Origin of the sequence: Ensifer sesbaniae (genome assembly GCF_013283665.1) — a bacterium.
Classification (GTDB): Bacteria; Pseudomonadota; Alphaproteobacteria; order Rhizobiales; family Rhizobiaceae; genus Ensifer; species Ensifer sesbaniae.
Genome location: NZ_JABEKU010000002.1, coordinates 1,327,779 through 1,347,931, shown reverse-complemented (window position 1 = coordinate 1,347,931; position 20,153 = coordinate 1,327,779). Strand labels below are relative to the sequence as shown.

Genomic DNA, 20,153 nt, shown 5'->3' with positions numbered 1-20,153 from the left:
GCGTCCGCCGCTGAGCAGGGTTTATGCCAAGCTTTAGCGGAGCTCCTCGATCAGTTCGGGATGGTCATCGAGGAGCCGCAGCAATTGGCTGGTTGGGCCGCTCGGCTCGACCAGGCCTCGCTCGTACTTGTCGAAGGCATTCTCGCCAACTTTGAGAAGGCCGCCCGCCTCGCGCTGAGATAGTTTCAGCTTCTTGCGCACGCGTCGTATGGTGGCGGGCGAGGGAATGCCTTCGACTTCTTCTTTCAACGCCCTAATCGCCGCGTCGGTAACGGCCATATCATCGTCGACGTGGATCCCCTCATCACCATTTTCCGGGTAATACCCCGGAAGCTCGACGGTCTTGCTGGTGCCCTTGTAGGTAACGAGGAAGGGTCGTACCCCCCGGCGCAGCGTTTCGCCGGTTTCCGGAAACACCATCGTTTCGGGCAGATCTCTTTTTGCTTACTGCCATGCTCATTTCTCCTTGAAAGACATGACCACGAACTCGGTGATAACGTCTGCCTGAAACTTCACGTAAAGAAGCATGCCGCGTGCTGGCACGTGATAAACGTCTTGCCACACGCGGTGATCGGCAAAGGTCGTCATCGACTTATAAAACATCCGCCGATCCATCCCGGCGATCGTTTCCACCACGCCCGCGCGATCGAAGCCAATGCCATGGCGTCCCGGAGCGCGGAAGAGGTCATTGCGAGCGTCTCGGTCGACCCGAGCGCTACCTTGATCGCCTCGAGATCGTAGGTCGGCCGTGCTTTCTCCATGCCTTTATATGCCACCCTAATGGTGGTGCGTTTCGGGACGACATCCGTTGCTTTCTTCCGGACCATATTTAATTTCTTGGTGACGTTGGCGTCTTGTAAATTTCCGTAAAGTACGTATTTTACGGAAAAATGGAGGTGCATGATGACATCCACCGTCACCGCCGCTGCGGTCTCCAAGAACTTTGGAGCCTACCAGGACGCAGCCATGCGCGAGCCGTTGATTATCACCAAGAACGGCCGACCGCGCACGGTTTTGATCGCCTATGAGGACTATCTTCGCTTGATGCGGCGCGAGCGCCGAGTCGAACTGACGAGCGCGTTGGATGCGGACGACCTCGCTGCAGTCGAAACATCCACGATGGATCCTGGACTTGACCATCTCAATGCCGAATTGACGAAGGACAAGAATGCTGCCGACTGAGCCAAAGGTCGGCTGGGTCTTCCGGTATTCCTATCTTTGGCACTGGCAGCATTTGGAGGGACGAGAAGAGGGTGACAAGGATCGCCCGGCGCTCGTTCTTGCCATCGTTGCCACCTTGGAAGATGGAACGCCGGTGGTCCGCGTCCTTCCGATCACGCATACGCCGCCCTCCGATCCAGCCGAGGCAGTCGAGATCCCGCCGGCGACAAAACGTCGTTTGGGACTGGATGACGAACGCTCCTGGATTGTCTTGACGGAAAGCAACCGCTTTGCCTGGCCAGGGCCGGACGTCCGGCCGCTCGACACGGATAGCGGCTACCACGGCCCGTTGCCTCCGGCCCTGTTTGAAGAGGTGAAGCGTCGCTTTGTCGGGCTGGCGCGCAGCCAGAGACATCAGGCGACCCCGCTCCTAAACGCGATTTGTTCCGGCGATCTCTGCAAAATGGCGCATCGCATGGCGTTCCGGAAAAGACGGGAACCCATCCCTGCATCATGCGGTTCGCCAGCATCTTGCGCCGGGATATTGATGCCGTAGAAAATGCATCGAACTCCCGTGAAGCAACGGTCAAGCCGAAGGGCGGATCAACCCTGTACAAAGGCTTGTTGCGCGTATGTTTACGCTCTGGGCCAAATTGATCGCATAATGTATCACCGGGAACTGGAGTTCAGCGGGCCGCATTGGGTTATGAAGTGTCTTGTTTATCTCGAATTGCCGTGGATCGAGGCGGCGCATAAGCCGGGATAATCGCCAACATAGTCTAGGGCGTGCGTGTAAGGTCGCCATGCATGTATCGGCATGGACGGACGGCCGCTAAGGGTCCCGCAAGTCACTCCAGGCCGATCCAGACGAATCCGTCCCGTTGTCGGCAAGGATAAATGGCTAACCTGGCGCGGTTTTTCGAAATATCACCCGCGTATTCATATCCAGGCGCAGTACCGTCCTCCTGCAACTGCGCCCACTGCCTGATTTCACCAGTGAGCAGATCAAAACAGCTCTGATGCCATCGGCAGACCAGGCCAAGATCGCTGGTGATGGTGCTTTCGGTGTGTGGGAGTTGCAGCCCCTCAGTCTGGGCTGGACTGCGGCGCTCGTACAGCGGCAGATGGAGATGCGGGCAGGCGTTGTTGAAGGCGCAATAACCCTCCGCTCCGCGAACGACCACGATGTCGAAGTCTTCGAAATCGAGAATCCGTCGTTCGTGGGGTTGAAGTTCATCTTCAGCAAGAGCGCGAACCCATCTTCTGCCACCCTGCCGGATGGTTTCGCGACGAGGTATGGCGTTGAGTTCCGCGTTGATTTCAGGCTTCAGTCCGACGACCTCGAACAGCGTCGTACGCTCCCCGGTGCCGCGGAGGCGTACTCGTAGGAAATCGGCGACCTCCAACTTGTCGGCGATCTCGTCGCGGAGCGACTGGGATACCAGGAGACGTGTACCAGCCTCCTTGTTGGCAGCCTCGATCCGGCTTGCCACATTGACCACGTCACCGACGGCAGTCAGACGCCCGTGTCGTGCAAAACCCAATGTTCCGATGACGGCCTCGCCGTAGTTGAGGCCGATGCGAATATCGAAATCGATGCCGTACATCGAGGCGAAGAAAGGCTTAAGACGATCGACCGTGCCAAGCGTCTGGAGTGCTGCATTGACGGCGCGCAGCGGAGCATCAGGCTGGTCGTTCATTCCGAATACGGCCATTAGCCCGTCACCGATTAAATTGTCGATGAAACCGCCGTTCTGCTCGATGATGTCGCCGACCTGCGCGAAATAGCGATTGAGCAGATACATCACGTCATATGGAGAAAGCGCTTCCGACAGTGCCGTGAAATCGGCGATGTCGCTGAAGAACACCGCAACGTGCTTGGCCTCGCCGGACCGTGTCGCGGCAGAGGCGCCAAGTTGGCTGGTGATCATCATGTCGGTTTCGTCCAAGACCAGACGCCGGACGCGAAGGTCGCCTTCCGGTTTAAGCTGGCAAGCCAGCCGAACCTCGTTCGTCAACCTCAACCGGTCCGCCATCGAAGCCTCAGCGGCATTCCGATTTGGGCAGGCCTCCAGCCCAAAGAGGATCCACACGCGGCAGGTCGAGCATTTCGCCCGGCCGCCGCATGCATGTGCAAACGGCACGCCGGACCTCAGAGCCGCCTCGAGCAAGGTCTCGTCGGCGGCCACGTTAAAATCCATCTGATCGGGTAGGGCGGTTACTCTGGTCATGTCCGAACACGGCTCCGCCGGTCGGAAAAGATTCTAACACCAATAGTGCTGGCAATCGAATCTTGCGCGAGCCGGGCGCCCGCGACCGGTGCTCTTCACGAAGGTACCGCCGCATCTGCCGCCAGGAGATCATCCCGGCCGAATGAGGTTGAGAGAAACAGTGTGCGCTGACTTTCCAATCGCGCCTTTGCCAGACCGGAAAAGTCCTCAAGCGCATTGGCGTAGCGACAGAGCCGAAGTCCTCTGAAGTCCCGTCATGTTTTCCTGGCGACCGAGCTCTGATCGATAAGAACGTGGTCAAACAACGCGACCAGCCCCGCATATTCGTCTGACTAGCGCGTCCCACGGCTCTCGGGTACGCCGTAGCACCGGATGACGGGTAGGTACAGTGTTCGTTCTCTTTCTGTGCCGCCAGGATCGCGTAATGTATCGGCTGGAATGCCGACTGCGCCGGGGGCTCTTCCGTTCGGCAAGGAGCGCCCAAGCGTTGCTCGACTTGTTATTTCATTCTCTCATGCTATATGTAGGTAATTACCTACATGGAGGTGCCCCGTGAGCATCACGACCCTTTCCAGCAGAGAACTGAATCATGACGTCAGCAGTGCCAAGAAGGCGGCAAAAAGCGGTCCAGTTATCATCACCGACCGCGGCAAGCCTTCGCATGTCCTTATGACCTATGATGAATTCGAACGCTTGAGCGGCAAGCACCGCAGTCTTGTCGAGGCTCTCGCTATGCCAGGTCTCTCGGCCATCGATTTCGAGCCGCATCGCGTTGACATCAGACTCCGCGAAGTGGATTTGTCTTGAAGTACCTGCTCGATACCAATGTCATTTCGGAACTACGCAAAGTCGGTGACGACAAAGCTGATGCCAATGTTGTAGCGTGGATAGGAGCAGAAGATGCGGCTCGCTTCTTTATCTCAGCCATCACGATTCTTGAATTGGAACGAGGAGTGCTTGGCGTGCAGCGCCGGGATGCGGCACAGGGCGCTCGGCTGCGTTCTTGGCTCGACGGCCAAGTCCGACCAGAGTTCGCAGGTCGTATCCTAACGGTTGACGATACGGTTGCGACACGTTGCGCGCACCTGCATGTTCCCGATCGACGCAACGAAGCAGACGCGTTGATTGCCGCGACAGCTTTGGTCCACGACATGATTGTCGTGACACGCAATGTCAAGGATTTCGATGGTACTGGTGTCGTTGTGGTCGATCCATGGCAAGGCTGATGATTGTCTCTTCAGCGGGCCCAATTAGTCCTCCTGATTTCAATCCGCACTCGGTTTGTTCAGCCTTTAAACTGACAATTGGTGCATGGCGCCAGTCTATAGGCTGATGTATGCCCGTTGAAAATCAACCTACAGCTTGAGCTCTATTATGCTCGCGAAGCAGGAACCGAGGTCGCCCTCGGATTTATCGACGCACTTCAAGCGGCGTACGCATTGATCGCACGCCATTCGGAGGCCGGATCGTTGCGGTGTGCATACGAATTGTGATTGCCTGACTTACGGAGTGTCTCTGTGAAGCGATATCCCGATCTCGTTTTCTATCGCGACCAGCAGATCATGTCGATGTGTGGCGCATGCTACATGCCAATCAAGACATTCCGCAAGGGATGCTGAAGCCGCACAATCACTGACCGCTCGGACATTCCCGCCGAAGCTACTGGTGGGCCCGTGGTTCGTATCCACTCAAGGCGACGGATGCACAGGTCTCCCGGAGGGCGGCGGTCGCATCGGCAATGCGGCCCGTCTTCGTAATTCGGTTTCACTGGCGAGCGAACAACATGCCGGATTCCATTAACCGACCAACCAGCACCTACGTCCGCTTTTGGCATATGACGATGCTGGACAACGTGGGCCGTCGATCAAAAGTTCGCTCATCAGATCGTTCCGTCCGACGAAGATCCCCAGTCCGGAAAGCTGTGCGAGCTGAAATTGCTGGGGTCCTACGAGCCCGAACACATTCATTCCGGCAATCCGATCATGCGATAGCCTTCGACGAAGCGCTGGACCGTCTCCACGTCGCGGGCGGGTTGTGCCGCGGCCCAGTGCGCAATCGTGAAATTCGGGGTCATCGCCACGCAGGTAGTGTTGTTTCTCCGCGTGTCGGCGGTTATCTTGCGATTTTGAGCCGTGCAAGTTTGTCTGATAAAACCTTGGCGGCGCGCACAATGCAGCCTTTGCTAAGATCGAATTTGATGACTTCCGTTGTCTTGGCCTTGGTGCGGATGTCGTCACGCATGATGTCCTCAGTGATCGTGCTAGAAACTGTCAGGACGTTGTCTGCGTATTCTCCCCTGGCTTGCGCGACTATCGAGCCGGCCACGTTATCCGCAACACTTGAGCATTTCACTTTTTCGAGGTGGCTTTGCCCAATCGTGAACAGCGCACTAACGATCGAGAACCGGGCGTCGATGTTACAGCCAGTAGAGAAATAGCCAATGCTCCACAGTGTCTCGCCTCCAACGTTTAGTTGCCGAAGTCCCGAGTGCCCGCGCCAACCGGCGACATTGGAATGAACAGTCGTCACGGACTTGTTAAGGACACATTGTGTCTATAGGTACACCGTCATCGATCTTTGCTTGTTGAGCTTTGTTTTCTCGCCTTTCGCGTCCAAGCCGACCTTTCCTTTCAAAATCGATCTATCTGCCTCGGCTGTCATCTCTTTGGCCGGGTGACCCAATCATGATTTTGAAAAGGAACTGTCATGAACACTGGAACTGTAAAATTTTTCAATAGCATCAAGGGCTTCGGCTTCATCGCTCTCGAGAACGGCGGATCGGACGTATTCGTTCACGCGTCTGCAGTTGAGCGGGCCGGCTTGGGTTCGCTTGTCGAAGGGCAAAAGGTTAGCTTTGACATCGTTCGGGATGCACGTTCCGGCAAGAATGCAGCCGATAACCTCGTAGCCGCCTAAAGAGCTCGCTTCTGGCCACCGCCACGGATGTACTTGCAGTGGCCATCGAGGCGCTATGTAAAGGTCGGGTTCGCCCGGCCTTTTTTATTGGCAAAGATCGAATACGGATTGGCCTATAAATCATGAGTGCCCCAATGCCAGGGCAGTTGTGGCGGATCTTTCGCCGTACGAACGAATACGGTTGCTATTCTAACGGCAAAGGTGCAGTGTCCAGCCTTCAGTAGCAGATGAAACGGGCGCTACTGCTTGAGGGCTCGATACCCTGGCCCCAAGCAAGGGAACGCCATGTCTTTCCCCGCACGCCACATTTCTCCTTCCGAACGAGCAAAGATACAATGGGTCCTGGACGATGCTGGTTACGGCGCCGACCTTCTTGTCCAAGATCCGGGGCTTTTTGAGACTGCTTCGTTGCTGGTAACTAGGCTGATGCTCGAGGGAGTTCAGTCGCGCTCGCGTCTAGCAGCGCGGCTCGAATGCCGGTTCGGGCGAGCCGGGAAGCACAGGCAGCCACCGGGTTTTCGCTTGGGGCGCTACGCAATTCAAGGGTTGCCTGTAGAGCTGCAACACCTCGCGAAGTGAGCGACATCGTGCATGGTACGGAAGCGGCGTTCCTGCGAAGGAGCAGCCGCAATGGTTTCCCGTTCCCGTAACAACTTAAAACCTCAATTGGAGAGATTAATTGATGCGCCAGCTATCCTATGTTGCGTTGGCTCTTCAAATGAGCGTGTTTCTATCTGGAACGCTGTTCGTCTCCGGCGCTTATGGCCAAGGAACGCTGCCGGTGCCTGCGAATGCCGAAGCAAATCGCCATGGCTCAGGGTGGGAGTGTAATCGTGGCTTCAGAAAAGAAGCCGATTCCTGTGTTGCCGTGACGGCTCCCGACCATGGCTTCCTGACAAACGAGTCCTATGGCAAGGGCTGGGAATGTCACTACGGCTTTGCCCAAAGGGGCGACCAGTGCCTTGCCGTTGAGGTGCCTGCCAACGCCTATCTTGATCCGTATTCTGGCGACCGTTGGCGATGCATGCGCGGGTATCGCCGAAATGACACTGGATGCGACCTTATCGAGGTGCCGGATAATGCGTTTCTGACGGATTCAAGCTATAGCGAGGGGTGGGAATGTGAACGTGGTTACCAGGTTGTCGGTGGCAAATGCGTCGCATTGAACGTTCCTGAGCATGCCTATCTGACAACCAGCGGCAATGAATGGCTATGCGACCGCGGTTTTGAAGTGAAGGACCAGGCCTGTGTTGCCGTAAAGGTTCCCCAAAACGCAAGCTTCGCGGACACTACCTACGGGCAGAAGTGGAAATGTGACCGCGGCTTTGAAGCAAAGGGATCCGCATGCTCAGAAATCAAGCTTCCTGAAAACGCACATCTCGATCGTTCCGGTAACGGCTGGGAATGCAACCGGCCGTATCAGTTCCAGAACGGGCGCTGCCGTATGGAGTGATCACACTTCGCAGTCGTCGATGTTTCCATCGGGCCGCCCAGATATTGTTGGCATTCGACCGCGAGCCATGGTTTAGCCGACCGCACAAGCGCGGTTCGCCTCCCGTCCTTGATCGGTCAGATGCGGCATGGCGGGGCGGGCATCGGCGTTGCCCTGAGGCGGTCTGAAAACCCAGACAAGGATAACCGATAGGGCGACCATAAGCAGGCAGAAGACCAAACGCGATGACATTGCGGCCCTCGTTCATCTGAGACCATTCCGATTGGGAGTCATGGGCTTGTGCAACAAAACGCGCGAGCGCTTTTGCAACGTCTCGGCAGCCGTCCGGTTCAAGACCGCCGATTGATTGCAGCAGCAAGGGTAGAAAACGGCCGGCGTCCTACCCCAGTTCAGCCAATGCCGCAGCTGGAGTCAATTGACGAAACGAGGGCTGATATTTGTAAGCAACACCACGACCTTGTCTTCGATCGCCTGGCATTTGTCGGCGTATTCGGCTTTTAGCGGTTCATCCGACATTGCATGCTCACTCAACTCGTCGCGAGTGACTACAGCTATGCCGTAGGCTTCGATCAGAGTGCTCAACGCCAGGAATCGGAGTTCTGAAAGTTGTTTGCGGTGTCGTGGCAGCCGCATCATGAGGCGTGCTCGGCCAATTTTTTCAAAGTCCAATGGCTGTCGCCTCTCAGATCCAGGACGTCATTGTCCTCTATAAATTTGTTGGCAGCAATTTCAATATGAGCGTGCAGACCAATGTCGGGGACCGGATCGACCGGTTCAAAGTTGCGCCAATAGCGGCTGCGCAAAAGGATACGGGTCCATGCTGGGCCCAACGAGGCAGGACAGCCGGTAAGTTGATTGGCTCGATTTGGCTCGTATTTCAGCCGCGGACAGAACTTCACGATGGCGGGCATGAAGCAAAGCGTCTCACCGTCGCAACATCTTCAGCGTTTGGCCGAAAGGTTGGGCATCGACGCGCGCGTCCCCGCACGACAGAATGCCATCGAGCTTGGCGATCTGTTCGCACTTTGCGATCCCTGCGGGACATTTCGGAATCTACCGTGGTGGCCATTTCACGGCCTTTTATCCGGCACGCCACACTGCACGCTCTGGCTAGCGTTTGCCTAACCTCGTTCGTCCTGCTGCCCTAATTGAAAGAGATGAGTCAGACGAAAGACCGATGAGCCCAGCGCCTATGGCGGCTTCAAGGGTCTGGCTGTAATCGTCTCCGGCCAGTCCATGTTTCTTGGAATGATTTTCAGCAGCCCCGCGTGAGACGGATGGCGACACCCCATATCGAACACTGTGGAAGGCACTCAGAATAATAAGAAGTTTTTCGTCCAAGCTTTTCATTGTCTACCTTCAATCTGTCTGTTGATGAGAGGGGAATGACCACTGGAGGCGAGCATTGAACCCATCGACGGTCGCCCGCGTGCTGCCTTTCCTTGGCTGTGCAGAATGTTACCAGCGCTATCACGCAGGCGTAGGCAAAGCTGATCGTGCTGCAGTTTGATGCGCTTCGGCTTCTCGAAATGATAGCAGTCGATGTGAGGCCTCGTCCCAAAGGACGAGTTTCACCAAGCTCAGGCTCTCCCCGATGGTGATGCGGCCCAATTCTCCCAGTTCAGGATAATCACGCAGAACCTCAGGAAGTCTGTAGAAGGGAATGCGGCTTGACAAGTGGTGGACATGGTGCGCGCCGATATTGCCGGTGATCCAGCGCAAGGGCCGCGGCAGATCGTAGTGCGAGGCGCCATGCATGGCCGCGTATTGGAACGTCCATTCGGGAGGTCTCGACCAGTGAGTGTCTTCGAACTGGTGCTGGACATAGAACAACCAAATACCTGCAGCCCCAGCAAGAAGCACAATCGGCAGATGGATCAGGAGAAACGGCACGGCGCCAACTGCCCAGACAAGAACACCGGTGAGTGCGGCAATGGCGACATTCGTTGCCATGGTGGAGACCCATGGCAGGGCGCCGGAGCGCATCATTCCGAACGGCAGCCTCTGCTTGAACAGAAAGAGCCAGGCGGGACCGATGCCGAACATGACGACGGGGTGCCGGTAAAGGCGGTATACGAGCCGCCCTCTGCGCGTGAGAGCTCCGTATTCGGCGACGGTGAGTGTCGTAATGTCACCGACACCCCGCTCGTCGAGGTTGCCTGCCGAAGCGTGGTGTTCGGCGTGGGCGCGGCGCCAATAGTCATAGGGTGTTAGCGTCAGCACGCCGATCATCCGGCCCGTCCAGTCATCCAGGCTGCGTCGGCCGAAAAAGGAACCATGGCCGCAGTCATGTTGCAGCATGAACAAGCGCAGGAGAAATCCCGCCGCAGGGACGATTAGGGCCATGCCGAGCCAGTAACCGAAGTGCATGGAGGCCCACGCCCCCGCCCACAGCAGAATGAAAGGCACAAGGGTCACCGTCAGTTCGAATGTGCTGCGGCCAATATGCGGCTGTCGATAGGCGGATAGGATCTTCAGCCAGGCTTTTTCGCGATCGGCGGTTGTTTCCGCGCGGCGGTCGGAAAGCTGGCTGAGTCTAGTTTTCTTCAAAGCGTCTTCCTAGTTGATGGTTTGACACGCTCACCTTCGGCCATTGCTACGGCATCAGGCAATGTGGGGATTTTGGGCTGACATCTCGCTCAAGTTCGAAACCATCTTTTGGCCTTCGACGAGATCACTGATCTCAGCGCGATCGCCTGCGGAACTATGGGTAGACGCGTCGGCGCCGCCCTTGTCAGATTAGACGGAGCCAAGTCCTTATCGGATGCATTTAACTGTGCCGGTGATCATGACGAGCCCTTCCGTAGCAATACTGAGAACCCCCGCGCGAAACAGGGGCCCGATAGCGATTTTGAAAGGAAGGTTCGTTCAAAGCGCGACGCCAATCGCGCAATAACCAAAGCTAGCAAGCAAATTCGATAGATCGTTCTATCGGCATCTTCACCCAGGCGTCAATCGGCAGTTTGAACGTGCTCTCTGCAACATGTTGTGTTGAAGGGTGGGAAGTTCTGCCCTTTGTGTGGCCAGAGCGCGACCAAGACGGCTCGCATGCCCGTCTCGACATTAGACTAAACTGGCCAGACCGGAAAGCTGCAATAAAAAGAAAAATAAATCGACGAAAAACCCGCCATTTCAGGCTGTTGAAGAGGATCTTCATGAGGTTGGAATTAATATTATCGTTGAGTTTCAAAAAATACCGTCTATATATCGGTTCATCGAATATTGCTTGTGAACTTTGACATGGCGCTTTGGCGCGGCCAGATATCCTTTTAAATATCGATCATCGTCAGAGAAATATTTCTGTCAAACTCCGCGATTGAAAGGAAATCATCATGACTTCAGGCGCAGTAAAGTGGTTTAACAGCACCAAGGGCTTCGGGTTCATTCAACCGGATGACGGCAGCACCGACGTGTTCGTCCATATCTCGGCGATTGAACGCGCCGGCCTGCGCTCGCTCACCGACGGTCAGAAGGTGACGTTCGACGTCGTCGCCGATCGCAAATCGGGCAAGAGCTCGGCCGACAATCTCAGGGCCGAATAGTTTGTCATTCGCCCTCCTCTGACCACGGATGTACTGGCAGGGAGGCACATGAATGACGGGAAGAGGTCGGGGGAATAACCCGACCTTTTTGCGTCCTAGGACCCTTCGTTTTCAGGAGATTGCCATGCGCTCTGTGGCCTAAGAGATTGGCAACAAGGTCACACTGAGGGCGAGTGCCACGCAGTCGGTCTTGAGCAGCCGCGTCGGCCAGATCGTCGGCCTGTTGCCGGCAGATCGTGGCGAGGCCCGCTATCGCGTACAGGTGGAGGGCGAGACGTTCGAACGATGCGTACTGGCGACCGACATCGAACACGCCGAGACCGCGACTGACGACGCCCCCAAGAGCGACCGCCACCGGGCCGTGGCTCAAGCCATTGAGCGCCAAGCGCGGCAGATGAGCACGCAGGCCCTGGCCTTCCGCGACCAAGACAGGAGAACATTTTTGCAAGTACTTGTCAGAGACAACAATATCGACCAGGCTTTGCGGATTCTGAAGAAGAAGATGCAGCGCGAGGGCCTGTTTCGTGAATTCAAGGCGCGCAGCAGCTACGAGAAACCCTCGCAAGAGCGTGTGCGCGAAAAGGCAGAAGCGGTGAGGCGTCAACGCAAAGCTGCAGCGCAAGAAGCTCCAGCGCGAGGGCCTGCTGCCGGCGCCGAAGAAAGCGGCGCGACCGCGCTGAGCTTTCGGTGCGGCAAGCACCGGCCGCGTCAGGAGATAGGCCATGACGCCAGACCCCAACGCCACATATCGCCCGCGAAAAGAAGACCGAGAAGCTCAAGGCGCAGCGCCTTGAGCGCGCCGCTTCCGAAGCCGTTGTAGAGGCGCCCGCAAGCAAGCGGGCCCGTAGATCACGTCGTCCGTGATTGCCGCCGATACCGAACGCGAACACGACTTCCCCGTCAACAGGAGGGGGCTTCATGTCATCCGTACACCGGAATTTCTTGGCTCCCTCCGACCTGGCAATGTTGGATGGCGTATTGCAACGCGCCGGGTTTCATCAGCGCGTTGAGATCGATGATCAGGATCACCTTCGTCTTGCCGCTGGCCTCCTTGTCGGGCGGTCTAAGGCCGGCGTAACCGCGGCAGAGACCTTGCTTGCCGAACTGCAGAGCCGGAATGGGTTGCGCACCCCGCGGCAGGTTGAAACCGCAAATCTCGAACGGTGGGAGAATGACGGCGGAGCGCCGCAAAGAGCCAGCGCGATCACGCGCTATACCGGCGCCCGACGCCCTCTTGGCCTTCCCTGCGCAGCTTCTGAGCCGACATTGCCCTCCACTACCCCGACCTCCGGACCGGCCGCTTGCCGGACTGCGAGGACGAACCTTTATCCGACTGCACGCTCCGTTGCCCTCGGTGCGATGGCGAAGTCGAGGCCAGCTTCCAGCGTGGCGGCATCCTTGGCGATCGGCGCGCCGGCGATCGAAAAGATGCTGGAACCGGTGAAGCCCTGGGAGACCGTGGGCGTGGTGCCAGCCGACCATGGCACGGATGCCCAGTGTCGTGAATGTGACAAGCCGCAGCAGTTCTGCGCGGAGCTCACCGCAAAAGCGGGTGTATCGCGGCCGCGCGTCCAGTGGGCCGCCTATTCGCTCATCAGCCGTAGCTTTGTCACGTCCAATACCTCGATCGCGCGTGCGCTTCTGAGTCGAATTACCCCCATGCAGCGCAGCTTAGAGAAGCTCCGCGAGACGGTTTCGATCGTCATGCCAAGATAGTCGCCGATATCTGTTCGGGTCATTAAAAGGTCGATTGTGCCGTCCTCGCCTTGACGCTCGTAAAGATCGACGAGGAAAACGGCCACTTTTTCAAGCGCGCTTTGCTTTCCGACGACCAGAAGATGTTCCTGCGCCCGCACCATGCTCTCCAGCGCCAGCGCCATCAATTCGGAGGAACCGCGGCCTTTTTCTTCGATGGCGATGGTGGTCAGACCCGTGGGTACGATGCTTTCAGCAAAAAAGCTGCGCATGGTCCGCGCTTCGAAACCGAAGGTCTCTCCGGCAACGTAAAACGCGACCACCTGCCTGCGGCCGTCGGTGAGGAGGCGGAAGATCCGAACAGCCCCATATTCGATCCGATAGAGCGCACCCGCCAGTTCGCCCTGGGCGTAGATTTCGGTTTCTGGCTCGTAGAATGAGATCGCGCGAGGCCGAGCGAATGCACGACCATCAAGGCCGGCGGGGTTCAAGCTGAAGGAGGCGATGGAAGCGGTAGAAACGTGCATGGGACCGACCCTTTGTTGACGGTCAAATCATGACGAAGCATGGCCGCGTGCGAAATTCGGTCGTTCCACTACGTGTTATTACGTAGTGCAGTCAGGGCCGCGATGACATCAGAGCCGGAGAGAGGTTTGTGAAGGACGAGAATGTTTTGAGGTCTCACCTGGTCGATGTCTTCATCTGCAAGCAATATGACTCTTTTGCCGGCCGCCAGCGCCAAACATGCTTCGATGTCCATCATCGGAAGAGAGCCGTCAAGGACCAGGATTTCGGCCACGGAGCTTCGCTCTTTTGCTGCTGTCCATGACCCGAATTGCTCGACCTGATATCCATGCGCCTCCATCGCGAAGGCTAAAGAGCGGAGCAAGGCTTCGTCTTTCGCAATCGTGACGACAGGGGGCGGACTGGACACTGCGGTTCCGTGGGCTTGAGGCGCGATAATTCCTCAAAATTCGCACAGACGGGCAGGCCGGGCTTTGTTCCAGATCAAGACGATGCCGCGATTAGTCTGCGGCTTCTGCTGCGAGTGACATCCTTACAAGTTCTGGGAGGCTGCGGGCCTGCATCTTCGCCATGACGTTAGCCCGGTGAACTTCAACGGTGCGCGGGCTAATGTCGAGAGCAAACGCAATCGCCTTGTTCGGCTGTCCGGCGACGACCGCGGTCAGAACCTGACGCTCGCGGTCGCTGAGGGTGCTGATGCGCGCCCGAATGTCTTCAGCACTCTCGATTGGCGACGCCGCATCGCTCAGCCGCTCAGAGGCGCGTCGGATCGCTTCAACAATGGTGTTGTCGTCAAAGGGCTTTTCAATGAAATCGACGGCTCCTGCTTTCATCGCTTCCACGGCCATCGGCACATCCCCGTGCCCAGTTATCATGATCGACGGGATCGTTGTCTTGAGGGCGGCCAGTCGGCGAATGAGGTCCAGTCCGCTAAGATCGGGCATGCGCATGTCGGTGATAAGCACGGCTTGCCTAAGATTTGGAGCAACGGAAAGGAACGCGGTGGCGGACTCGTGCATGCGGACCCCCAGTCCGTGCATCGTCAGCATAAACGCGAGTGATTTCCTGACCGCCTCCTCGTCATCGACAATGTGCACGGTGAAGTCGTCAATCGGCATTTTCTTCCTCGTTGTATTGCGGCAGGGTGAAGCTGAAACGCGCGCCGCCCAAGCTCCCGGGGGACACGGTTAGATCGCCGCCGTGCGCCTCGACGATGCGCTTGGAGATCGACAACCCAATACCCATTCCGCCAGCCTTGGTCGTTGTGAACGGCTTAAACAGGTCGGCGGCAATTTCCTCAGGTATGCCGACGCCGGAGTCTTCGACAGCGATCATCACCTCGGTAGTTGCCAAGCGTCGAATGGTGACCAAAAGTTCCTTCTTGGGCGAATTTTTCATCGCCTCTACGGCGTTGCGCATGAGGTTTGTCAGCACTTGCTGTATCTGGATTCGGTCGACCAGGACCTGGTCTGCGCCGGATTCGAAGTCGAATACCGTACGCACCCCTTTCTCGCGCGACCCGACCAATGCAAGCGCGCCGGCCTCTTCCACCAGTTGCCGCAGGTTGTGGGGAGACTTATCCGTCTCGCCCTTGGTGACGAATTCCCGCAAGTGTTTGATGATCTGTCCCGCACGCAGGCTCTGCTTGCCGGCTTCCATAAGGGCATCGCGTATCTGGATGTCGCGCGGGCTTTCGGCTTGCTGAAGCAGCCGTCCGCAGCCGTGGACATAATTGGCTATAGCGGAGAGTGGCTGGTTCAATTCGTGGGCGAGCGTCGACGCCATTTCGCCCATTTCGTTGAGGCGGGCAAGGCGAGCCAGTTCGGTCTGAACCTCTTGCAGGCGAGCGGCCGATTCTTCGCGCTCGGTCAGGTCGCGTACAAAACCCGTGAAAAATCTTCGACCCCCGGATCGCATCTCCCCAACGGCAAGTTTCATGGGAAAGGTCGATCCGTCCTTTCGTTGACCGACGACCACACGGTCGGTTCCGATAATGCGCTTCTCGCCCGTAGAGAGGTACCGCTCGAGATAGCCGTCGTGTTCCTTGCGATAGGGTTGCGGCATCAGCATCCGCAGGTTCTGGCCGATCACCTCATCTTCGGCGTAGCCAAACTGTCTGACCGCCGCGGCGTTGAACGACACGATTGTACCGTCCTGCTCGCTGACGATGGTAGCGTCGAGAACAGTGTCCAGGATCGAGCGGAGGTGCGCCTCTCTTGTACTCAGGGCCTCGTCAGCAGTTGTTAGGTCATGTTGAGCGCGTCGGAGCAATTCTCCCAAGAAGGAAATTGCAACCCCCACGGCGGTGAACACGACCAATTCAGGTATCTGGACGCCGCCAGGAGTAAGTGACCTCAGATAGACTGCCGAACCGATAGAAGCGATGACAGCAAGCATTCCGGGACCGATACCCCCGATAGCGGCTGCAAGGAGGACGGGGGGCACGAAAAGAATGTAGATTGCCCGATCGTCCAGAACACCCATGAGGAAATAGCGAAGGACAAAGGCAATCAGAACAGTGGTCGCGGCAAAGCCGTAAGCTTCGGCGGGTGATGAAGTTCGGCGGAGCACGCAATCCGAAATGGTGCGCATTAAGCCGTTCCGACCAGTGAGCATCATCTCTTCTTCCGCGCTTCCCCATTGCAACCGAATTGACGTTTATCATTCTGATAACGCTGTTGTCACATGGAAAGCCGCACCCCTCTTTTGGCCGAAAGGGGGCGGCGTGATTGTTTGAGAGAGCAAGACGAAATCCGATTGGGCGATCTCGTTAGCGGAGCAGTTTTGTGCTCCGCTGACCGGCGTGCCGCGTCGTGGCCGAGAATGTCAGAAGCTCCTTTGTGGGGGCGCAAAGTGCTGTACGTTGTTCCGTGTAGAGACGTGTTGGGCAACGAGGGCGTGATAGCAATGAATCTCGAAGACCTCTACCGCTTGTTGCGGAAATGGCCACCCGGAAGCCCAGGGCATTATCGACACGGTTCCCGATCCCCTGCCCCTGCTTGATCAGAACCTGGGCGTCTGCACCGCCAGCCGCGCTTTTTTTTACCTTGAAAGCACGTTCAATGAGTGAGGTCAGGACCTACTCATTGTCTGCAGATCCATCTTGAGCGTCCTGATCATCCCCGCGGCGTCGCCCGTTGAATTCCTCGGCGAACCTTGCTGGGTTAGTCGGGTGAGCTGTTCTAATCGGCTACCACCCCAACGTCGACGGGATCTACGGTGTCGACTCATAAACTTTGGCACCATATTCTTGTTGCGACGAGCTTTACGGCGGCGAGGTAGTTTTCCGGGCGCTTGCCATATCGGGTTGCGATGCCCCGGAACTGCTTGATCCTGTTGAAGAACCGTTCCACGAGATTGCGTTGCCGATAGACAGCCCAGCGCGAAAACACGAAAGAGCCCTTGCGATTACTCTTCGGCGGGATGTTGGCCCGGGCCTTTCGCTCGGCGGCCTTGGCCCGAATGGCATTCGTGTCATAACCCTTGTCGGCCAGCAGGATGTCCCCCTCGCCAAGCTCATCCGTCAGCGCGTCGGCTTCGGCACCATCGGCGATCTGTCCACCAATCAGACGCAGATTGACCGGGCGACCTTCGGCATCGACGAGCGCGTGGATTTTGCTCGTAAGCCCGCCGCGGGAACGTCCCATGTCACCATCGTCTCCATCCCTTTTTTCCCGTGGCCGCGTGCTGGTGAACGCGGACACAGGTCGAGTCGATCATGACGATGTCGCCATCGTAGGCCTTGGACACCGCTTCAAGAAGCCGATCCCATACCCCGGCTTTGCGCCAGCGGACGAAGCGGTTGTAACAGGTCGTCGGCGGGCCATAGCGTTCCGGAACCTCCGCCCAAGGCGAGCCGGTTCGAAACCGCCAGAGGATGCCATTCAGTACCCGCCGATCATCAACGCGGGCGACGCCGCGTGGCTTGTTGGGCAACAGCGGCGATATGATCGACCATTCGTGGTCAGTCAGTTCGTAGCGACGACGCGTCATCAAATGCTTCCCTATTTCGAAGCCTTGAATCACGGCGGCTGATAAATGCCAAGAAAAAGAACTCCACCGTGTTCTGCCGCTTGAGACCAATGAAGCGAGGATCTGGGTGCCCGAGAATGCCAGCCATCGCGGACTGTCGAGGAAATGGTGTCGCGCTGCGCACCCAAAAGCGTACCCGATCCTCACGATCGAATTTGCCGAGATGACGATTTGCTGCGCGTTCTCGCCCTACCGACGGCGATTGCGGGAATCTACGGCATGAACTTCAAAAACATGCCGGAGTTGGAGACACGGTACGGCTATTTTGCAGTGCTCGGAACGATCGCTCTGCTTCTTCTTTACCGCTTCAAGGGCCGGCTGGATCTGACTCGGGCCGGGAGAACGCGCTTTGGCGCGGACAAAGGCCCATGCTGCCGATTGCCTGTTTTTTGCGCTCCGGAATCATTGGGTGAAACGTGGGCAGCCGACGCGCATCAGAACGCGGATGCAAAGGTTAGTCGTCTCGAAGGGTGCTTCCGCCGCCAACGCGTCCTTAATGGAGGCGATCAGATCCGAGGCATCCGAACCCTCGCCACCTCGGCAGTCAAGTTCTCGTGGGATCAGAATCATCGCTGGAGCTCCTATGGAATTCCAGCTCGTTTTATGCCGAGTTGTTCCTATTGGAGCATGCTCGGTCGCCCAAGAAAACGGCCCCGAAAGGCGACGGGGCCAAGAGTGCGTTATCCGGGCTCCAGTGGGAAGGGGAGATCAGAGCCGCGCCGATGATCCCGCGAGTTAAGGCTCGCAAGCTTCTCGGTTCACTGATCACCTCCCGGCGCGGGTGCAAGGCCAGAAGGGTGCATGACCTCATCGAGACTGCGCGAGGAATTTGACGACGTCGGCCTGCAAGTCGAGACAGATTTGCTGGTATTCGTCTACTAGATCCTCCCGTCGCGGGACCTCTCGTAGGAGGCTGTCCAGCTTCGAGGAGGCCAGTGCGTAAGACTCAAAGAGATCAAAGAGGCGCTGGTCTCTGGTTTCGCGGAGTTGCTGGCGATGCCGTGGCAGAGCCATCGCCAAGCGAGCCCGACCTAAGTGCATCAATCCCATGCTGCTCCCCTATGCTGCCACCTGCTTCGTGTAACTCTCTTGAAATGTGGGATCGACGGAGGAGCCACCCGCATACGGTTTCCCTGCTTCTGTTATCGCGAGCTGACCACGGCAGGCTTCGGAAGGACGATGGTAGCCGGATGGTCGGTGTCGTGCGACAAGGCGCCACCGATCATTAGGTAAGCAGCAATCACCGACATCGAAAGAAGCAACACAACGATCGAAAGCCCGGTCGTAAATTTCCGCTCTGGTGCTCTGTAGTTGTGTTGTTGGTAGCTAGACAATCCTCAATCCTCCTGCAGGCAACGGCGTCAGAACTCGTCCAATGCGGACTGAAAAGCGATGTTCCGACGCCGTTGCGCCCAAGGCAGCTAAGGGCCGAATTGCCCTGGGCTTAGACGAAATTAACGCGACGCTTTCGCGCGACAACGAACGTCAGACCTTTGCGACCGGCGTATGGGACTGAAGGCCCACGGAGGAACCTTTTCTGACGCCCTAGGTTTGATTCCGCCTTCGACGCTCACCCGCAATCGAGGGCCTTCTAGGCCCCACCCTGCCCATCAATATCCCTGCTATATGGCGCCTAGCGAGAATTGTCGTAGTTCAACTCTTCGACCGTTTACCTCAACTGCGGTCACCTCAACGGCCCCGGTCTGGGCGGGGCCGATCCTTACCCAAGAGAAATGCGCTACGAGCCACGTCATCGCGTGGGGAGCGATTGCAGCCCCCGGCATGCCTTGGCCGGCTCCGCATTGAGGCGTCCGAGCGGTGTTGATCTAAAGAGTGCAACCCCAGCCACATGGCGGTTTCGAACAGCGCGCCCTTCATCGGACATTCCTTTGCGGAACCGATCCGTCAGATGCCGAGCCAGGCGATCGGCCCGCTTTCCATGACGCGGAATGCTGCAACAGATGCACATACGGTCGATAGTGCGCTGAGCATATCAAGGTCGTCGGGGCTGATCGGGCTGTTCATTCCATCGGCAATTTCCTGCGCTGACTCCTCGCTGCCCTGCTCCGGTGTATCTGCGTCTGTGCCTGACACCGATCTTTTGTCGAAGCCGATTATGTACTTCAGGGCGCCGCTGTCGCGAATGCCCTTCTGGTAGCTACTGATTAGCTGCCTTGCGATCGTGCGTGCTGTCTCACAATCGCGTGGCAGATCGGGCACGGAGGAACCATTCGATTCGGCGACTGGCGGCAGCGAGTACATTGCACCTGCCCCCGATGGGCATTCAAACACTCCGGGCCTGTTGGTGAACCGGGCATAGGCGTCTGCCATGAAGCCCGCGGACCGTTCGTCTCGGGGCATGGCGGATCTTGTCCTCGCGTCCCTGCAAAGCTTCGTAGAGTGGAACATTGGTATCGGCTGGCACGCCGAAGATCGTCTCGACGCCGTAGCCGATCAATATCTCTACCATATCAGCGCCGCGCATTTCATCTCTCCTGCTGTGCATAGGTACACGCGAGGTTAGAATTGGTTTTCGGTATGTACCCACGCATTGCCAGATCAGCACTGTTCCTGCCTGCGATACGTCGGTCCTTCCCA

Annotated in this window: 23 protein-coding genes and 5 pseudogenes; 12 read left to right on the top strand and 16 right to left on the bottom strand. The window is 57.4% G+C overall.

What is annotated here, in order from left to right; all coding sequences use genetic code 11:
* Positions 1-33: 33 nt before the first annotated feature.
* From BHMPCIPO_RS24025 to BHMPCIPO_RS33060, 3 genes are read right to left on the bottom strand one after another with little or no spacing between them, the layout of a single operon-like run.
* On the bottom strand, positions 34-420 hold the full coding sequence (locus BHMPCIPO_RS24025) for a type II toxin-antitoxin system MqsA family antitoxin (RefSeq protein ID WP_173519283.1): 387 nt from the start codon (positions 418-420) through the stop codon (positions 34-36).
* Positions 421-456: 36 nt separating this feature from the next.
* On the bottom strand, positions 457-615 hold the full coding sequence (locus tag BHMPCIPO_RS33065; protein ID WP_376741717.1) for a type II toxin-antitoxin system MqsR family toxin: 159 nt from the start codon (positions 613-615) through the stop codon (positions 457-459).
* Positions 585-920, bottom strand: a complete 336-nt coding sequence (locus BHMPCIPO_RS33060) for a hypothetical protein (RefSeq protein WP_246304533.1) — start codon at positions 918-920, stop codon at positions 585-587. Before BHMPCIPO_RS33060 ends, BHMPCIPO_RS33065 begins: the two co-directional genes overlap by 31 nt.
* Between BHMPCIPO_RS33060 and BHMPCIPO_RS24015 the strand changes: the two genes are divergently transcribed.
* Positions 904-1,182 (top strand): type II toxin-antitoxin system Phd/YefM family antitoxin, encoded by a 279-nt coding sequence (locus tag BHMPCIPO_RS24015; RefSeq protein ID WP_173519282.1) that lies wholly within the window; start codon positions 904-906, stop codon positions 1,180-1,182. The genes BHMPCIPO_RS33060 and BHMPCIPO_RS24015 overlap by 17 nt on opposite strands.
* Positions 1,169-1,585, top strand: a pseudogene (locus BHMPCIPO_RS24010) (plasmid maintenance toxin (PemK-like)); the annotation flags it as partial. The gene BHMPCIPO_RS24015 and the pseudogene BHMPCIPO_RS24010, both read left to right, overlap by 14 nt.
* 424 nt (positions 1,586-2,009) lie before the next feature.
* Here BHMPCIPO_RS24010 and BHMPCIPO_RS24005 read toward each other — a convergent pair.
* Positions 2,010-3,392: an adenylate/guanylate cyclase domain-containing protein gene (locus tag BHMPCIPO_RS24005; protein ID WP_173519281.1), complete on the bottom strand. Its 1,383-nt coding sequence runs from the start codon at positions 3,390-3,392 to the stop codon at positions 2,010-2,012.
* Positions 3,393-3,944: 552 nt separating this feature from the next.
* Between BHMPCIPO_RS24005 and BHMPCIPO_RS24000 the strand changes: the two genes are divergently transcribed.
* The 3 genes and pseudogenes from BHMPCIPO_RS24000 (at position 3,945) to BHMPCIPO_RS33055 (ending at position 5,028) form a co-directional block, all read left to right on the top strand.
* Positions 3,945-4,199, top strand: a complete 255-nt coding sequence (locus BHMPCIPO_RS24000) for a type II toxin-antitoxin system Phd/YefM family antitoxin (RefSeq protein ID WP_173519280.1) — start codon at positions 3,945-3,947, stop codon at positions 4,197-4,199.
* Positions 4,196-4,618, top strand: a complete 423-nt coding sequence (locus BHMPCIPO_RS23995; protein ID WP_173519279.1) for a type II toxin-antitoxin system VapC family toxin — start codon at positions 4,196-4,198, stop codon at positions 4,616-4,618. Before BHMPCIPO_RS24000 ends, BHMPCIPO_RS23995 begins: the two co-directional genes overlap by 4 nt.
* Positions 4,619-4,735: 117 nt before the next feature.
* Positions 4,736-5,028, top strand: a pseudogene (locus BHMPCIPO_RS33055) (type II toxin-antitoxin system RelE/ParE family toxin).
* A gap of 476 nt (positions 5,029-5,504) precedes the next feature.
* On the opposite strand, the gene BHMPCIPO_RS23990 reads toward BHMPCIPO_RS33055, so the two are convergent.
* Complete coding sequence (locus BHMPCIPO_RS23990) at positions 5,505-5,921, bottom strand: hypothetical protein (protein WP_173519278.1); 417 nt, start codon at positions 5,919-5,921, stop codon at positions 5,505-5,507.
* Positions 5,922-6,098: 177 nt separating this feature from the next.
* Here BHMPCIPO_RS23990 and BHMPCIPO_RS23985 point away from each other — a divergent pair, with 177 nt between their 5' ends.
* From BHMPCIPO_RS23985 to BHMPCIPO_RS23980, 3 genes are all read left to right on the top strand, one after another.
* A complete protein-coding gene (locus tag BHMPCIPO_RS23985) occupies positions 6,099-6,308 on the top strand; it encodes a cold-shock protein (RefSeq protein WP_173519277.1) in 210 nt (69 codons plus the stop codon).
* 285 nt (positions 6,309-6,593) lie between these two features.
* A complete protein-coding gene (locus BHMPCIPO_RS33050; RefSeq protein WP_246304532.1) occupies positions 6,594-6,887 on the top strand; it encodes a hypothetical protein in 294 nt (97 codons plus the stop codon).
* Positions 6,888-6,990: 103 nt separating this feature from the next.
* Entirely contained in the window at positions 6,991-7,761 is a 771-nt protein-coding gene (locus BHMPCIPO_RS23980) for a hypothetical protein (protein WP_173519276.1), read from the top strand.
* 411 nt (positions 7,762-8,172) lie between these two features.
* On the opposite strand, the gene BHMPCIPO_RS23975 is transcribed toward BHMPCIPO_RS23980, so the two are convergent.
* The 3 genes from BHMPCIPO_RS23975 to BHMPCIPO_RS23965 all read right to left on the bottom strand — a co-directional run bounded on the left by BHMPCIPO_RS23975 (position 8,173) and on the right by BHMPCIPO_RS23965 (position 10,311).
* The gene (locus BHMPCIPO_RS23975) at positions 8,173-8,397 is read right to left on the bottom strand and encodes a hypothetical protein (RefSeq protein ID WP_173519275.1); all 225 of its coding nucleotides are present in this window, start codon (positions 8,395-8,397) and stop codon (positions 8,173-8,175) included.
* Entirely contained in the window at positions 8,394-8,672 is a 279-nt protein-coding gene (locus BHMPCIPO_RS23970) for a hypothetical protein (protein WP_173519274.1), read from the bottom strand. Before BHMPCIPO_RS23970 ends, BHMPCIPO_RS23975 begins: the two co-directional genes overlap by 4 nt.
* 559 nt (positions 8,673-9,231) lie before the next feature.
* A complete protein-coding gene (locus tag BHMPCIPO_RS23965) occupies positions 9,232-10,311 on the bottom strand; it encodes a fatty acid desaturase (protein WP_173519273.1) in 1,080 nt (359 codons plus the stop codon).
* A 782-nt stretch (positions 10,312-11,093) separates the two neighbouring features.
* On the opposite strand from BHMPCIPO_RS23965, the gene BHMPCIPO_RS23960 reads away from it, so the two are divergent.
* The gene (locus BHMPCIPO_RS23960; RefSeq protein WP_173519272.1) at positions 11,094-11,303 is read left to right on the top strand and encodes a cold-shock protein; all 210 of its coding nucleotides are present in this window, start codon (positions 11,094-11,096) and stop codon (positions 11,301-11,303) included.
* A gap of 442 nt (positions 11,304-11,745) precedes the next feature.
* Positions 11,746-11,983: pseudogene (gene rpsU, locus BHMPCIPO_RS23955) on the top strand (30S ribosomal protein S21).
* Between the two features lie 241 nt (positions 11,984-12,224).
* Here rpsU and BHMPCIPO_RS23950 read toward each other — a convergent pair.
* From BHMPCIPO_RS23950 to BHMPCIPO_RS23925, 6 genes are all read right to left on the bottom strand, one after another.
* Positions 12,225-12,494: a hypothetical protein gene (locus tag BHMPCIPO_RS23950; protein ID WP_173519271.1), complete on the bottom strand. Its 270-nt coding sequence runs from the start codon at positions 12,492-12,494 to the stop codon at positions 12,225-12,227.
* Positions 12,495-12,628: 134 nt separating this feature from the next.
* Positions 12,629-12,790, bottom strand: a complete 162-nt coding sequence (locus tag BHMPCIPO_RS23945) for a hypothetical protein (RefSeq protein WP_173519270.1) — start codon at positions 12,788-12,790, stop codon at positions 12,629-12,631.
* A 96-nt stretch (positions 12,791-12,886) separates the two neighbouring features.
* Positions 12,887-13,525, bottom strand: coding sequence for a helix-turn-helix domain-containing protein (locus BHMPCIPO_RS23940; protein ID WP_173519269.1), 639 nt, complete (start codon positions 13,523-13,525; stop codon positions 12,887-12,889).
* Between the two features lie 68 nt (positions 13,526-13,593).
* A complete protein-coding gene (locus BHMPCIPO_RS23935; protein WP_173519268.1) occupies positions 13,594-13,932 on the bottom strand; it encodes a response regulator in 339 nt (112 codons plus the stop codon).
* Between the two features lie 91 nt (positions 13,933-14,023).
* Entirely contained in the window at positions 14,024-14,635 is a 612-nt protein-coding gene (fixJ, locus tag BHMPCIPO_RS23930) for a response regulator FixJ (protein ID WP_173520163.1), read from the bottom strand.
* Positions 14,631-16,115, bottom strand: a complete 1,485-nt coding sequence (locus BHMPCIPO_RS23925; protein WP_246304531.1) for a PAS domain-containing sensor histidine kinase — start codon at positions 16,113-16,115, stop codon at positions 14,631-14,633. The genes fixJ and BHMPCIPO_RS23925 overlap by 5 nt, the downstream gene beginning before the upstream one ends.
* A gap of 315 nt (positions 16,116-16,430) precedes the next feature.
* Between BHMPCIPO_RS23925 and BHMPCIPO_RS33045 the strand changes: the two are divergent.
* Positions 16,431-16,566: pseudogene (locus BHMPCIPO_RS33045) on the top strand (histidine kinase); the annotation flags it as partial.
* A 184-nt stretch (positions 16,567-16,750) separates the two neighbouring features.
* Here the strand turns inward: BHMPCIPO_RS33045 and BHMPCIPO_RS23920 are convergent.
* Positions 16,751-17,516, bottom strand: a protein-coding gene (locus BHMPCIPO_RS23920; protein WP_173519266.1) for an IS5 family transposase whose coding sequence is annotated in 2 segments (ribosomal slippage) — positions 16,751-17,189 and positions 17,188-17,516 — 768 coding nt in all. Because the reading frame shifts where the segments join, the coding sequence is not laid out codon by codon here.
* A gap of 219 nt (positions 17,517-17,735) precedes the next feature.
* Between BHMPCIPO_RS23920 and BHMPCIPO_RS23915 the strand changes: the two are divergent.
* Positions 17,736-17,883 (top strand): annotated as a pseudogene (locus tag BHMPCIPO_RS23915) (CorA family divalent cation transporter); the annotation flags it as partial.
* Positions 17,884-19,460: 1,577 nt separating this feature from the next.
* Here the strand turns inward: BHMPCIPO_RS23915 and BHMPCIPO_RS33040 are convergent.
* Positions 19,461-19,916 (bottom strand): thiamine pyrophosphate-binding protein, encoded by a 456-nt coding sequence (locus tag BHMPCIPO_RS33040; RefSeq protein ID WP_472955921.1) that lies wholly within the window; start codon positions 19,914-19,916, stop codon positions 19,461-19,463.
* Positions 19,917-20,153: the final 237 nt, after the last annotated feature.